Origin of the sequence: Pseudomonas sp. IT-P294, from assembly GCF_949767865.1 — a bacterium.
Taxonomy (GTDB): domain Bacteria; phylum Pseudomonadota; class Gammaproteobacteria; order Pseudomonadales; family Pseudomonadaceae; genus Aquipseudomonas.
On the sequence record NZ_CATKQW010000008.1, the window covers coordinates 90,038 to 104,809 of the forward strand.

The 14,772-nt window shown below is 60.3% G+C and carries 12 protein-coding genes; 8 read left to right on the plus strand and 4 right to left on the minus strand.

Going from position 1 to position 14,772, the window contains the following annotated elements; all coding sequences use genetic code 11:
• The 5 genes from ACM6I0_RS06595 to feaR all read left to right on the plus strand — a co-directional run bounded on the left by ACM6I0_RS06595 (nt 1) and on the right by feaR (nt 4,613).
• Nucleotides 1-1,284: an aromatic ring-hydroxylating oxygenase subunit alpha gene (locus ACM6I0_RS06595; protein WP_414921773.1), complete on the plus strand. Its 1,284-nt coding sequence runs from the start codon at nt 1-3 to the stop codon at nt 1,282-1,284.
• The gene (locus tag ACM6I0_RS06600) at nt 1,281-1,781 is read left to right on the plus strand and encodes an aromatic-ring-hydroxylating dioxygenase subunit beta (protein WP_285436056.1); all 501 of its coding nucleotides are present in this window, start codon (nt 1,281-1,283) and stop codon (nt 1,779-1,781) included. The genes ACM6I0_RS06595 and ACM6I0_RS06600 overlap by 4 nt, the downstream gene beginning before the upstream one ends.
• A gap of 11 nt (nt 1,782-1,792) precedes the next feature.
• Nucleotides 1,793-2,533: an SDR family NAD(P)-dependent oxidoreductase gene (locus tag ACM6I0_RS06605; RefSeq protein ID WP_414921774.1), complete on the plus strand. Its 741-nt coding sequence runs from the start codon at nt 1,793-1,795 to the stop codon at nt 2,531-2,533.
• Between the two features lie 58 nt (nt 2,534-2,591).
• Complete coding sequence (locus tag ACM6I0_RS06610) at nt 2,592-3,542, plus strand: PDR/VanB family oxidoreductase (protein ID WP_285436054.1); 951 nt, start codon at nt 2,592-2,594, stop codon at nt 3,540-3,542.
• Nucleotides 3,543-3,695: 153 nt separating this feature from the next.
• Nucleotides 3,696-4,613: a transcriptional regulator FeaR gene (feaR, locus tag ACM6I0_RS06615; RefSeq protein ID WP_414921775.1), complete on the plus strand. Its 918-nt coding sequence runs from the start codon at nt 3,696-3,698 to the stop codon at nt 4,611-4,613.
• 1,899 nt (nt 4,614-6,512) lie between these two features.
• Here the strand turns inward: feaR and ACM6I0_RS06620 are convergent.
• Nucleotides 6,513-7,142 (minus strand): response regulator transcription factor, encoded by a 630-nt coding sequence (locus tag ACM6I0_RS06620; RefSeq protein ID WP_414921776.1) that lies wholly within the window; start codon nt 7,140-7,142, stop codon nt 6,513-6,515.
• 260 nt (nt 7,143-7,402) lie between these two features.
• Here ACM6I0_RS06620 and hpaC point away from each other — a divergent pair, with 260 nt between their 5' ends.
• A complete protein-coding gene (gene hpaC, locus ACM6I0_RS06625; RefSeq protein ID WP_414921777.1) occupies nt 7,403-7,915 on the plus strand; it encodes a 4-hydroxyphenylacetate 3-monooxygenase, reductase component in 513 nt (170 codons plus the stop codon).
• 51 nt (nt 7,916-7,966) lie between these two features.
• Here the strand turns inward: hpaC and ACM6I0_RS06630 are convergent, their stop codons facing one another.
• The 3 genes from ACM6I0_RS06630 to ACM6I0_RS06640 are packed head-to-tail and all read right to left on the minus strand — an operon-like array spanning nt 7,967 to nt 11,591.
• A complete protein-coding gene (locus ACM6I0_RS06630) occupies nt 7,967-8,983 on the minus strand; it encodes a phosphotransferase enzyme family protein (protein WP_414921778.1) in 1,017 nt (338 codons plus the stop codon).
• 9 nt (nt 8,984-8,992) lie between these two features.
• Nucleotides 8,993-10,273 (minus strand): aspartate aminotransferase family protein, encoded by a 1,281-nt coding sequence (locus ACM6I0_RS06635; protein ID WP_414921779.1) that lies wholly within the window; start codon nt 10,271-10,273, stop codon nt 8,993-8,995.
• Nucleotides 10,266-11,591: an amino acid permease gene (locus ACM6I0_RS06640; RefSeq protein ID WP_414921780.1), complete on the minus strand. Its 1,326-nt coding sequence runs from the start codon at nt 11,589-11,591 to the stop codon at nt 10,266-10,268. Before ACM6I0_RS06640 ends, ACM6I0_RS06635 begins: the two co-directional genes overlap by 8 nt.
• Before the next feature lie 714 nt (nt 11,592-12,305).
• On the opposite strand from ACM6I0_RS06640, the gene ACM6I0_RS06645 reads away from it, so the two are divergent.
• Nucleotides 12,306-12,668: a DUF6124 family protein gene (locus ACM6I0_RS06645; protein ID WP_414921781.1), complete on the plus strand. Its 363-nt coding sequence runs from the start codon at nt 12,306-12,308 to the stop codon at nt 12,666-12,668.
• 260 nt (nt 12,669-12,928) lie between these two features.
• The gene (locus ACM6I0_RS06650; RefSeq protein WP_414921782.1) at nt 12,929-14,107 is read left to right on the plus strand and encodes a hypothetical protein; all 1,179 of its coding nucleotides are present in this window, start codon (nt 12,929-12,931) and stop codon (nt 14,105-14,107) included.
• Nucleotides 14,108-14,772 lie beyond the last annotated feature (665 nt).

The following is a 14,772-nucleotide window of genomic DNA, read 5'->3' on the forward strand; positions in this document are numbered from 1 at the left end:
ATGAGCACTCATGAATACCGGCTGATCGCTTCATCGAAAAGCCCCGACGAACTGGTCCAGCATGACCGCGTCGACGTCTCGCTGTACAACGACCCGGCGCTGTTCGAAGCGGAACTGGAAAAGATTTTCTACCGCACCTGGGTGTGGGTCGCCCACGAAAGCGAAGTGCGCAACAGCGGCGACTTCAAGACCGCGACCATCGGCCGTCGTCCGGTGATTGTGGTGCGTGACAAAAAGGGCCAGATCAACGTTCTGGAAAACCGCTGCCGGCACCGGGGCGCCACCGTCTGCGAGAAACACAAAGGCAACGCCACCGGTTTCACCTGCCCGTACCACAGCTGGTCCTATGGCCTGGACGGCAAGTTGCGCGCGTTGCCGTATCCGGATGGCTACGAAGGCATTCTGGAAAAGTCCGAGTTGCCGCTCACGAGCCTGCGCGTCGGAAGCTACGCGGGCATGGTCTTCGCCAGTTACAACGACGAAATCGAGTCGCTGGAAGACTTCCTCGGCGGCGCGAAGCACTGGATGGACCTGTTCATGAAGCAGGGCGCCGGTTACCCGATCAAGACCCAGGGCGAACACAAATTCAGCTTCAAGGGCAACTGGAAGATCCAGCTGGAAAACACCACCGACGGTTACCACTTCCCGATCGTGCACAAGTCGTTCATGTCATCGGTGGATGAAGAAACCTCGGAAATGCTCTCGTTCATGACCGACGAACAAGCCGTCACCCACTCGCTGGGCAACGGCCACAGCGTGATGGTCATGGTGCCGGAGCACGTCGACCTGGATCACGACGACGGCAGCGAACAGTTGCAGGAGCGCTTCGCTCACGTCACCGAAGAACTGTCGAAAACCATGGAGCCTGCGCAAGTCCGTCGCATTGTGCGTTCGCTGCACGGCGCCGGTTTCAACCTGAACCTGTTCCCCAACGTCGCGATGTCGATGTCGTTTTTCCGCGTGCTGCGCCCGGTCTCGGTCACTGAAACCGAGATCCGCCACGTTGCGCTGGGCATGGACGGCGGCCCGGAGATCGCCAACCGCGAGCGCATGCGCATTCACGAACACTTCCAGGGCCCGTTCGGCTTCGGCAGCCCGGACGACGCCGAGGCCTGGGACCGTGTGCAGCGCGGTTCGTACGCTGGCGTCGACGCGCCGATTTTGGTCAACCGTGGCCTCAATCGCGAAATCATTGCCGAGAACGGCGACAAGGTCTCCCACGCCACCGACGAGGGCGGCATGCGCGGAGCCTATGACATGTGGAAAAGGATGATGAGCCAATGAGCAATCACGACACCCTGAACGGTTTTTCCGGCCCGTTGGCCCAGGCCATCGAATTCATCTGGCGCGAAGCCGAACTGCTCGACCACAAGCACTACGCCGAGTGGGCGACCCTGTGGAGCGAGAGCGGCAAGTACATTGTGCCGATCGACCCGGACACCGAAGACTTTGAAGCCACGCTCAACTACGCCTACGACGATGCGCGCATGCGCGGCTTGCGCATCGAACGCCTGACCGCCGGCTACTCGCCGTCGGCGGTGGATGCGGCGAAAACCGTGCGCAGTATTTCGCGGTTTCGCTTGGTAGAAGCGGCGGGCGACCTGGTTGAAGTCAATTCCGCGCAGCTGCTCTACGCCTACAAACGCGGGGTGCACACGCCTTTCGTGGCTGACCTCAACCACCGCATTCGTTTCACGGACGGTGTGGCGAAACTCGAACGCAAGGTCGTGCGCCTGATCAATTCCACCGACAGCTTGAGCGCGCTGGGTTTCCTGCTATGAGGATCAACACCATGAACCGGGTCGCCCTGGTGACCGGCGCCTCGCGCGGTCTTGGCGAATGCATCGCCCGTCGCTTGCACGCGGCGGGGTATCGCGTGGGCCTGGCGGATGTGCGCCTCGACGGCGTGCAGCGCCTGGCTTCGGAACTCGATGGCAGCGGTGCGAGTGCCGTGGCCATCGAGCTGGATGTGCGCAACAAAGCCGACTTCGTCCGCGCCCGCGATCTGCTCGCCGAGCGCTGGGGCGGCACCGACATTCTGGTGAACAACGCCGGCGTGTCGAAAGTCGCCGCGCTGATGGACATCACGCCTGAGGAGTTCGACGAGTCGATGGCGATCAACCTGCGCGGCACCTTTGTCGCGTGTCAGGTGTTCGGCGCGCACTTCGCCGAGCGTGGCTTTGGTCGCATCGTCAACATCGCTTCGCTCGCCGGGCAAAACGGCGGCACCGCCACCGGCGCGCATTACGCGGCGGCCAAGGGGGGCGTGGCGACGTTGACCAAAGTCTTCGCCCGCGAACTGGCGCCGCAAGGGGTGACGGTCAACAGCATTTCGCCAGGGCCGCTGGATTTGCCGGTGGTGCGCGAAACCGTGGCGCCGGAGCGTCTGGAACAGATCCTGAAAATAATCCCGGCCGGTGTGCTTGGCGACCCCGGATACATCGCCGACAGCGTGTTGCTGCTGATCGCCGATCACGCCGCCTCGGTCACGGGGGCATGTTGGGACATCAACGGCGGCTTGTTCATGCGCTGATACTCGCGGCGGCAGGGATTGCTCAATACACAAAACCAACCGTATTTCAGGTGATGCAATGATGAAAGTGAGGATCGAAAGGATCGTCGACGAAGCGCTGGATATCCGTTCCTTTCGCCTCGTGCGCAGTGACGGCCAGCCGCTCGACAGTTATGAACCGGGGGCGCATGTCGACCTGACCGGACCGACCGGGGTGACCCGCCAGTACTCGCTGTGCAGCCCGCCGCAGGATCGCCGCGCGTACCTCGTGGCGGTGAAGAAAGAAGCGCAGTCGCGTGGCGGCTCGCTGGCGCTGCATGAGCAAGTGGAAGAGGGCATGGAGCTGGAAATGGGCGCACCGCGCAACCTGTTCCGCCTCGACCCGACGGCCACCGAGCACGTGCTGTTCGCTGCCGGGATTGGTGTCACGCCGCTGCTGAGCATGGCCTATCGACTGGCGGAAAGCGGTCAGCCGTATCGACTGCACTACTTTGCCCGTTCGCCGGAGTACGCGGCTTTTTCCACGCTATTGGCCAGCACCTTTGCCGCAAATGTGCAGTTCCACTATGGCGTCGAGCCCACCGACATGGACGCGGCATTGACTGACAGCCTGAGTCAGGCCGGCAGCACTGCACACGTCTACACCTGCGGCCCGGCGCCGTTCATGAACAAAGTGGTGGAAGTAGCGGCGCGCAGCCGTTGTGACGATTTCATCCACCTGGAGCACTTTCAGGCCGATCCGGCCGCCAATGCGGGCCCGAGCGGGAGCTTCGAAGTGGAACTGGCCAGCTCCGGCGTGGTGCTTCACGTGCCAGCCGATTCCAGCCTGGTCGACGTGTTGCAGGCCCACGGCTGTGACATCGACACCGAGTGCCGCGAAGGCATTTGCGGCACCTGTATTGTCGAGGTGCTGGACGGGGTGCCGGAGCATCGCGACAACTGTTTGTCGAACAAGGAGAAGGCAGGCAATAAACAGATCTGTGCCTGCGTTTCGCGAGCACTTTCCGCTCGTCTGGTATTGGACCTGTAACCCGCTAAACCCCTGGAAACATTGCGTGGGAGTCGATTAAATCGGCGCCCCACGGCCGTCAAGGGAGAAGACGGTCACGTAAACGGCATTCATCGAACCGCTCGGCGAAGCGGTCGAAAAATAACAATAAAACTGACGTGAGGCCTTGCGGTCATGATTACTTCTTCGGCAGTGCGCAACGATGCATTTGAAAGTTGGTTAAGCCAGGTCAATCAGGCCTGTGGGCGTTTCGATGCCCGCGCACTGGACGCGAATTTCTACGGTGAGCTGGCGGAATATCGCAGCGGCGCAATCAACCTCAGCGTGGTGGACATGGCCCACGTGCATTTGTATCGCACCAGCAAGGATGTCAGCACCAGCAGCGACGGCCATTACTACGCCGTGTTCCAACTGCGCGGCAGCTCGCAACTCGAGCAGGGCGACCACCGCGCTCAGCTGGGGTGTGGCGACATCGCCCTGATCGACGCCTGCCGCCCCAGCGACATGACCTACAACGACGACTCCCGGCAGTTGTCGCTGATCCTGCCGCGCCAAGTGGTGGAGCGCGGCTCGCACTTCAGCGCCGTCAACTGCGCCACGCGCATCCCGGCCAACAAGCCATTGGCCGCGCTGGCCAACCGCATGGTCCTGGAAGCCCGACAACAACACAGCCTGCAGATGCAGGAAAGCGAAGCGGTGCTCGACGCACTGGTCAGCCTGCTCCTGCCGGGCATCAGCGCCCGGGACGTCAGCGCCGATGCGCACGAGCGGCAGTTTCGCAAAACCATCGCCTACATCGACGAACACATCAGCAGCGAGGAACTGTGCCCTGAACTGATCGCGCGTGAGGTGGGGATTTCGGTGCGCGGGCTGTACCGGATGTTCTCCAAACGCGGGTTGGTGGTGGCGCAATACATCAAGCATCGACGCCTGGACTTCTGCGCCGAAAACCTGCGCCGCTCGGATGTGGAACAGAAGCTTTCGGCGTTGTGCTATGCGTGGGGCTTCTCGGATTCGAGCTACTTTTCGTCGGCATTCAAGTCGCGGTTTGGCGTGTCGCCGGGTGAATACCGCAAGCGCTATAGCCACTGACCGCGTGTGGGAGCGAGCTCGCTCGCGATAGCGCTGTGTCAGGCGCCGCAATGTTGAATGTGCCGGCCTCATCGCGAGCAAGCCCGCTCCCACATTGGACTGCATTCGTCCGGACAACTCGGTCAACTGTGGGAGCGAGCCTGCTCGCGATGGCGGAGTGTCAGACGCCGCAATGTTGAATGTGCCGGCCTCATCGCGAGCAGGCTCACTCCCACATTGGACTGCATCCGTCCGGACAACTCGATCAACTGTGGGAGCGGGCTTGCCCGCGATGGCGGAGTGTCAGGCACCGCAATCTTGAATGTGCCGGCCTCATCGCGAGCAAGCCCGCTCCCACAGGGATTCGGGGTGTACACATATTTTGTGTCCACTACCGCCTACTGTGGGAGCGGGCTTGCTCGCGATGGCGGAGTGTCAGACGCCGCAATCTTGAATGTGCCGGCCCCATCGCGAGCAAGCTCACTCCCACATTGGACTGCATTCGTCCGGACAACTCGGTCAACTGTGGGAGCGAGCCTGCTCGCGATGGCGGAGTGTCAGACGCCGCAATCTTGAATTTACTGTCCCCATCGCGAGCAGGCTCACTCCCACATTGGACTGCATCCTTGCGGACAACTCGGTCAACTGTGGGAGCGAGCCTGCTCGCGATGGCGGAGTGTCAGACGCCGCAATCTTGAATGTACTGGCCCCATCGCGAGCAGGCTCACTCCCACATTGGACTGCATTCGTCCGGACAACTCGATCAACTGTGGGAGCGAGCTTGCTCGCGATGGCGGAGTATCAGACGCCGCGATATTGAATGTGCCGGCCCCATCGCGAGCAAGCTCACTCCCACATTGGACTGCATCCTTGCGGACAACTCGATCAACTGTGGGAGCGGGCTTGCCCGCGATAGCGCTGTGTCAGACGCCGCAATGTTGAATGTGCCGGCCCCATCGCGAGCAAGCTCACTCCCACATTGGACTGCATTCGTCCGGACCACTCGATCAACTGTGGGAGCGAGCCTGCTCGCGATGGCGGAGTGTCAGGCGCCGCAATCTTGAATGTACTGGCCTCATCGCGAGCAGGCTCACTCCCACATTGGACTGCATCCTTTCGGACAACTCGATCAACTGTGGGAGCGAGCTTGCTCGCGATAGCGCTGTGTCAGACGCCGCAATCTTGAATGTACTGGCCCCATCGCGAGCAGGCTCACTCCCACATTGGACTGCATCCTTGCGGACAACTCGATCAACTGTGGGAGCGAGCCTGCTCGCGATGGCGGAGTGTCAGACGCCGCAATCTTGAATGTACTGGCCCCATCGCGAGCAAGCTCACTCCCACATTGGACTGCATCCGTCCAGACCACTCGATCAACTGTGGGAGCGAGCTTGCTCGCGATGGCGGAGTGTCAGACGCCGCAATCTTGAATGTACTGGCCCCATCGCGAGCAAGCTCACTCCCACATTGGACTGCATTCGTCCGGACCACTCGGTCAACTGTGGGAGCGAGCCTGCTCGCGATGGCGGAGTGTCAGGCGCCGCAATCTTGAATTTACTGTCCCCATCGCGAGCAGGCTCACTCCCACATTGGACTGCATCCTTGCGGACAACTCGATCAACTGTGGGAGCGAGCCTGCTCGCGATAGCGGAGTGTCAGACGCCGCAATCTTGAATGTACTGGCCCCATCGCGAGCAAGCTCACTCCCACATTGGACTGCATTCGTCCGGACAACTCGGTCAACTGTGGGAGCGAGCCTGCTCGCGATGGCGGAGTGTCAGGCGCCGCAATCTTGAATGTGCCGGCCTCATCGCGAGCAGGCTCACTCCCACATTGGACTGCATCCGTCCAGACCACTCGGTCAACTGTGGGAGCGAGCTTGCTCGCGATGGCGGTTCGAAGATCGCCGAAAATTCAGGCTCAATGCCGCACCGGCTCATCCACCGGCAAATGCAGCACCTCACGCACTAGCATGGCAATGCTGCTCACGCCCATCTTTTCCTTGATCTTGGTGCGGTGCACATCAACGGTTTTCACGCTGATGTTGAGCTCCCGGGCGATGACCTTGCTGGCCTTGCCATCGATCACCAGCATCAAGACTTCCCGTTCCCGACTGGTCAGCAGCGCAAGCTTGCCTTGCAGGTGCTGGCGTTGCTGCTGCTCGGCCTGGGCGTGCACGGCGGTCTTCAGCGCCGCTTGTATGCGGTCGATCATCTGTTGCGGGTTGTAGGGCTTCTCGACGAAATCCAGTGCGCCGTTTTTCATTGCCGTGACCGACATCGGAATGTCGCCATGGGCCGAGACGAAAATCGTTGGCAAGGTGCTGCCACGCTGGTTGAGGATTTCCTGCAACTGAAAACCACTGGTTTCCGGCATGCGTACGTCCAGCACCAGGCATGCCGGTTGCTTGGGGTCGTACTGGCTCAGGAACTCTTCAGCGCCGGCAAAGCATTGCGCTTGCACGCTGACCGACTCCAGCAACCAGGCGAGCGAGGTTCGCAGGTCTTTGTCGTCATCGACGATATAAACAATCGGTTTGCGGGTTTCCATCAGGGACTGCCACGAGAATTTCTAATTATTGTTTTCGCACGCGAGCACGCTGCGGCGGACGTCGACGCCTATGTTGGCGCCTCCCTGCAGAATACTCACTGTGACGGGCCCTGACGATAAAGAAACCACCTAGTCGACTAGCGGAAAGCCCACCTCGCCATGGGGATCGTTGCAATGGTTGCGGGCGACGCCGGGCCTTAGTCTTGTTCCATCACTTGGGGCCGCGCAACGACGGTCCTCCTGAAGGAAGGGGCATCGACATGGCCGACCTGAGCCAGCAGCAAATCGACTTTCGCAACGCCATGGCGCAGCTGCCTGCTGCGGTGAACATCATCACCACCAACGGCCCCGGCGGCCGCTGCGGGATCACCGCCAGCGCGGTGTGCTCGGTCACCGACTCGCCGCCGACCGTGCTGGTTTGCGTCAACCGCAACAGCGCCACCCACGACGTGTTCCGCACCAACGGCCACTTGTGCGTCAACGTGCTGTGCAGCGAACAGGAAGAACTGGCCCGACACTTCGCCGGCATGACCCAAGTGTCGATGGCCGAACGATTCGCTTGGGACCTGTGGGACGACGGCGCGGCCGATGTGCCGGTGCTGCGCGATGCCCTGGTGCAACTGGAAGGGCGGATCACCGAGTGCAAGGAAGTGGGGTCGCATTCGGTGATGTTTGTGGAGTTGTCGAAAGTGGGCGTGCGCGGGGAAGGGGATAGCCTGGTGTACTTCAACCGGTTGTTTCATCGGGTTGAGCATGTTGCGGCGACTTGCTGAAACAGAGCGTTAGATCGTTCCCACGCAGAGCGTGGGAACGATCTGTGGGGGTCACTCTTGCAGATATTCCCGAGCCAACTGACACGCCCGCTCGATCAACATCGGCGCCATTTCAATCGCTGTCGGCGTGCCTTTGCGGGTATGAATCCAGCCCAGATACGTTGTGCCGCGCAGCATCAGAAACAGCGCCAATGTGCTGCGATCCGCCTCGGTCAGCGGTTTGACCGCGTCATAGCCGGCCAGCAGCGACGCTTTGATCTGCTCATAACGCGGATCATCCAGACAGAAATACAGCGCGGTCGCCAGTTCGAACATGTGCCAGCCAAACCCCGCATCATCGAAGTCGATCAGGCGCAGTTGCGGCCCTTCGATCAGCAGGTTCTCCGGCACCAGATCGGCGTGAATCATGCCGAAGTTCTCCAGGTGCCGGCCGTATCGACGCAGGTCGCTGCGTGCGCGGCGCCGGGCTTCCTGCAACAGCGCCCGTTGATCATTGCTGAGCGGTTCCAGCTCCCAAAACCGTCCCCAGAACGGATTGGCGCCGATCAATCCATCCTCATCCCACGCATGGCGCACAAACTCGTCCGGCTGCTGCCAATCCGCCGCGTGCAAGTGAATCCGCGCGGCAATTGCGCCGGCCTCGGCAAACAGAAAATCAATTTCAGTGTCAGCCTGCACCCCGGCTTCGGAGGTGCCCGCCGTCGCACCGGGCAGCCAGGCGAGCATGTCGACATGCCGTGGTTCGCCGATGTCGGCGTGGACGACTTCGACCAGGTGCCGCTCGTCCCGCGCCCGAATGATCTGCGGCACGGTGATGCCAGCCGTGGCCAGCGCTTCCATCCATTGCAGCTCGGAACGCAGCGCCGCCTCGCAGTGATAGCCGTTGCGATGGATGCGCAGGGCGACGCGCTGGCCGTCCTCGCGCCGCGCTGAGAACACCGCGTTTTCGCGGAATTTCACCAGTTCGATCTCACCAAACACGCCGTCCCACTGTTGCAGGGCATGGCGGGCAAGGTTGTGCAGTTTGGCGACTTGCTGGTCGTGGCTCAGGGTGTGGAAATCAGTCATGGCAAGGCCTCAGATTGCGCTCAGGGCGCTGTCCAGTGTGTCAACGAAGAGGTCGGCGTGATCGCGGTTGAACACCAGCGGCGGCCGCAGTTTGAGGATATTGTCGCCGGCGCCGATCTTGCTGATCAGCACGCCGTTCTCGCGCATGTCATTCACCACTTTGCGCGCCTCGAGGCCGGCAGGCTCCTTGCTGGCGTGGTCGCGCACCAGTTCCATGGCGAAGAACAACCCTTTGCCGCGCACATCGCCAATGATCGAATGCTTGCTGGCCAACGATTGCAGACGTTGCTGCACATAGGCGCCGACGGATTGCGCGTTACTCAGCAACTGTTGGTCTTCGATGACATCAAGCACCGCCATGCCCACCGCTGCGGCGACCGGCGAGCCGCCGAAGGTGTTGAAATACATGGCGCTGCGTCCGAACGCCTCGACCAGCGATTTGCGGGTGATCAGCCCGGCCAGCGGATAGCCGTTGCCCATCGGTTTGCCCAAGGTAACGATGTCCGGCACTACCGCGTGGGCCTGATGGCCCCACAGATGATCACCGGTGCGGCCGAACCCGGATTGCACTTCATCGGCGATGAACAAACCGCCGGCCGCGCGAATCAGTTCGGCGGCCTTGGCGACAAACCCGGCCGGCACCCGTGGCAAACCTTCGTTGGCGAACAGCGTGTCGATCAGCAGCGCGGCGGGACGAATGCCCTGCGCCTGCATCGAGGCGATGGCGGCTTTGATGTTGGCGGCATATTGCTCCGTCAACTCGGCTTCGCTGGTGCCTGCCGGCGTGTGGTACAGACACGGGATCGGCACCGCGCGAGCGTGTGCGGCGAATGGCTCGGGCGAAGGCAGCGCGGTGGTGACTTCGGCCAGCGACGACGAGTTGCCGTGGTAGTTGTAATCGCTGACGATGATGCCGGTGCCGCCGCTGGCAAACCGCGCCAGGCGCAGCGCCAGTTCATTCGCTTCGCTGCCGGTGCAAGTGAACATTGCGGTGTCCAGCGGCTCGGCGAACGTGGCGGTCAGACGCTCGGCGTAACGCACGACGTTTTCGTCCAGATAGCGAGTGTGAATATTCAGCGTCATCGCCTGACGGTGCATCGCCTCCACCACGTGCGGGTTGCAATGGCCGACGCAGGGCACGTTGTTGTAGACGTCCAGATAACGGCGGCCGTCGACGTCAAACAGCCAGACGCCTTCGCCGCGCACCAGGTGCAGGGGGTTGTCGTAGAACAACGGTGAAGCGCTGCCGAGGACGCGATGGCGGCGTTGCAGGAGGGTGTCTTCAGGCATGGTCGGGAACCTCGATGGCAGGGGTGCGGCCTTGCAGGTGGGCGCGCAGCAGGAAGTTGAACGTGCACAGGACGAAGGTCGCCGCGAGGGCGATCAGCATCAGCATGTCGAGTTGGAAGCAGGCGGCGATCACCACCAGCGTCAAGGCCAGGCCCAGCCAGGCAACCACAGTGCCGCCGGCCAGACGGAACGGACGCGGCAAATCAGGCTGGCTGCTTTTGATTCTTAGGTAGGCGCCGAAAATGAACAGGTAGCAAACGTTGAGCAGCAGCACGACTGCGAGCATCACCGTGGCCGGGTCGATGGCGGACAACGGCAGGCCGATCGCGCCGATCAGCAGCAGGGCCGGGAACGGCGTGCCGCGCTTGCCGGTTTTGCCCAGCCATTGCGGGAACAAACCGTCGCGGGCCATGGCGAACAATTGCCGCGAGGCGGCGTAGATCAGCGAGAAGAACGTGGCGATCAGACCAAACACCGCGCCGCAGCCAATCACTTTGGCCAGCCACGACGCATCGCCGTAGACGTTGGTGCTGGTCATCGCGGCATACAGCGGATCGCCCGCCGACCCCACCAACTCGACCCCACCGGCGCCCGGCGCGCAGACCAACACCACCAGCGCGGTCACCAGCAACGTGCCGATGGCGGCGAGGATGCCACGCGGCATGCTGCGCCCGGGGTTGTGCGCTTCTTCAGCGGCCGAGCCGGTTTGCTCGACGGTGATGAACAGCCAGATGGCGAACGGCACACAGGCGAAAATCCCGCCGAGGCTGACGGACGGACCACCAATGGCCGCCGGCATTTTCAACAGGTTCGCCAGTTCGACATGCGGCGCCATCGCCACGCCAAAGATCAGCAGCGCAATGACCGCGATGGCGCCTGCGACCATGGTCAGGCCCATGGCCTCACCGACGCCCCGGATGTGGATGCCAATGATCACCGCGAACAGGGCGATTTTCACCGGCCAGCCACCGAGCCCGAACATCGATTCGGTGTAGGCGCAAATGAACGTCGCCGCCGCACCGGTGCCGATGGTCAGCGCCAACGCACAGGCGACACCGACCAGATAACCCACGAACGGCCCGAAGGCGCTTTGCGCATAAACGAATACGCCACCGGCACTCGGCAGCGCGGTCGACAACTCGGCCACGCACAACGCCAGGCCACCGCACAGCAACGCCATCAGCACCGTGGCGATCAGCATGTTCATCCAGCCGCCGGCCATCAGCCCGAAATTCCAGCCGGAAAACTGCCCGGCCACCACCAACGCAATTCCAAGGCCGGCAATCTTTGGCCAGCCCAACGCACTTTTCTTAAGCACAGAAGTCTCCCGCGACCCGAGGGTCGAATTGTTGTTTTTGGGGTAGAGAAGGGGATCGGTTTTGATACTACGCGCGGGGGGCGGCGGGGCTTGTTTGCGGGGATGCCAAGTGGTTGTGTGTGGGTGCCAGAATTGGGCTGGGGCGAGGAGGGCAGATGGACCGCGTTATCGTTCATCGCGGGCAAGCCACGCTCCCACAGGGACCGAGTTGTTTGATCGTTCCCACGCTCTGTGGAAGTTCAGCTGTCTTCTGATAAATCTTCAAAATAAAGTCATCAAGACAGTTGCTCCCACATTAGACCGCGTTCTCCCGGACAACTCGGTCAACTGTGGGAGCGGGCTTGCCCGCGATGGCGGCCTCAATTCGGAGTGCTTGTTTAAGGGTGTTTAAGGTTACTTCCTGAAAGCTACAACGCCTTGTGCCATTGCCTACGACTACGCCAGAATCGGCCGGCTTGTGCGCTTTGGACGCCCTCGGTAACTTGATCCCCGTCACTGATTCCCAGTGATCGGGTTTAGTAGCCCGAGGATGTGAAGGCTGCACAAGCGTCTGTCAGACAGGTATTTCGATGCCTGTATTTGATGGTGGTTGTGCGCAGGGCGCCCTCGGGCGCGCCGGCTTTGCCTTCGTTCCCCGGTCTACTAACCTGCGTACAGCCGCCACCCCTCGTATTAGTAGCGAGGCGTGGCCGCCCGATAAGGAAGAAGGTAAATATGTTCAAGGTAACGCCAAATCCGCCAGACACAGATCCGGCATCCCCCTACGAATCAGTCGATTCAAAGAAATTCCACGAAGCCGCCGACCGCGCCCTCGATCACTACCTCAACCCCGCCGCCCTCAAGCCCCCGCTCGTGCGCAAACCCAGCACCATGTTCATGATCGCGCCGGACATCCGGGACGAAGACCTGCTGGCACACACCTGCGAATCCCTGGCCTCGGCCAGCGTCATGACGGCCGACTTCGCCGCGTACCTCGAAGGCCCACACCGGCATACGGCACTGGGGATTCAGCAGATCATCATGCAGGCGGAACTGGCGGTGAATCGAATGATGGATAACGTTGAGGTGCCGAAGTAACAATCAGAGACCGCGTTATCGTTCATCGCGGGCAAGCCCGGCTCCCACAGGTTTTGTAGTGTTCAATCATTTTGTGAACACCTCAAAACCCTGTAGGAGCCGGGCTTGCCCGCGATGGCATCACCTCGGTCAAAAGTGAACCACACTCGACGTGCCTGTAAGACCGTGCTGTCAGCCCCTTCTGAATTTTCCGCTCTACGGATTAAAACCCCAACGGCCGTGTACCTTGTCAGCAAGGACCCATTGTCGAGAGAACGAGCATGGATATCTCTTCAACGAAAACCGTTACGAACAGTGCGCTTAAACAAGCCCTGCTGATGGTCGATCTAACCGAATCTAACACCCCCGATCACGCCGTCCGGCTACTGCTGAATGAAGTCCTCCAAGGACTAGCAGAACAAGGCTGGCCTCAAGCTCAACTGCAGACAGGATCGCGGATTGTGTCTGCTGAGGAAAATTATGGTTTGCTCGGTTACGACTCGGCAGAGGTCACGCTCGGGAGTGAACACACACGCTGGGTCGACGAGTGCTCGCTGTTACGTACGCAAACCACCAGTCAGATTCCGGCAGCGCTTCAGCGAGCCGCTCAAGCACGGCAACCGGGGCAGACGATCTTGCTGGCGGCACCGGGTATTACGTTTCGTCGTGACAGTCGGGATCGCTGGCATTGTGCCGAACCGCATCAGATGGATATCTGGGTACTGGGTGACCCGGAACTGGCTACGCATGAACATCTGCTACGTCTGGTCGGCGATATCCTCAAGTCCGCCGTCCCTGAAAAAGCATGGGTCTACAGCGACAGTCCGCATCACTACACCGAGGGTGGAATTGAAGTGAATGTGTTGAATGACAACGCGCCGGTCGAGGTACTGGAGTGCGGTCGTATTGCGAGGTCTTTGCTGGAACGTTTGAATATCGACCCGCTACGTCACGGAGGACTGGCGCTGGGGATGGGACTGGATCGCCTGACCATGTTGCGCAAAGGCATCCCGGATATTCGCTTGTTACGCGATCAGAACACGCGAGTGCAGGCGCAGATGCATGATCTGAATCCATGGACTGCGGTATCTCGTTTGCCGTCGATTGCTCGGGACATTTCGTTGGCGGTAACACCGGGGCTAAGCGAAGAGGTGTTGACCGAGAGGATGTTGCTGGCTGCGGGTGACAGTTCTGACTGGATCGAAGAGATGCAGATCAAGGGTCGTTGGGATTTCTTGGATTTACCCTCGCAAGCCATTGAGCGACTCGGGATGCTGCCGGGCCAAGAGAATGTGCTTTTGCGTGTGGTGCTGCGTGATTGTTCGCGATCGATCACTACCGCTGAGGCGAATGCTTTGTATGCGGACATTCAGGCGGCGATGCATGAAGGGGCGCCGGGGGCTGGTTATAGGATGGATCTTCCTATGATTTTAGCTAGCGCTGTCCGTGAAGTTACGTAACTGTCCAGGCCAACAGTTCCTAGTCGCAGCAGCGCTCCGAAGTTTGTTGCACCTTGAGCATATTGTGCAAGTCTGAGAATAAAGCTTTCGTCAGAAGTGCAAGTTGCAATCAGGCCAAATGAAAAGTTGTCGAACGGCTAGCTAATGCACTAACTCGGATCAGTCAACGGCACACCAAAAGCTGTGGTTTCAATTGTTTTGTTGCTGGATGTAGGCAAAATTTTTCTTTTTGCTTGAGTTGAATATTCGGTGTTGTCTGGTTGCGCACTATGTAGCTTGTCGTGAGAGGCGTTCGCTGCGGCATTTCATCAAGAGCTAGTGGTTTGCGGTATGAGGGTGATGTCAGTTGGTGCGCGCCTCTGTACTAGATAGTACTCGCTCATAATGATTGATATTTTGCCGATGGATGATCACGGGGACGCGTGGCAGATATGGGTCGTTAGATAGTTTCATAAAGCTGCATTTGCATGGTGTAAGTACAGTCAATCAATAGAGTGGATGTAATTCACTTTTAGGAGGCATGGATGCACGGCCAAGTTATTGCTAGTTATTCTGATTATTTGTGTATTCATCATCTATTCGAGGAGCAGGTTGCTTTAAATCCTGAGGCAACGGCATTGGTCTTCGGGGCAGAGACGCTCAGCTATGGTGAACTCAACTCCAAG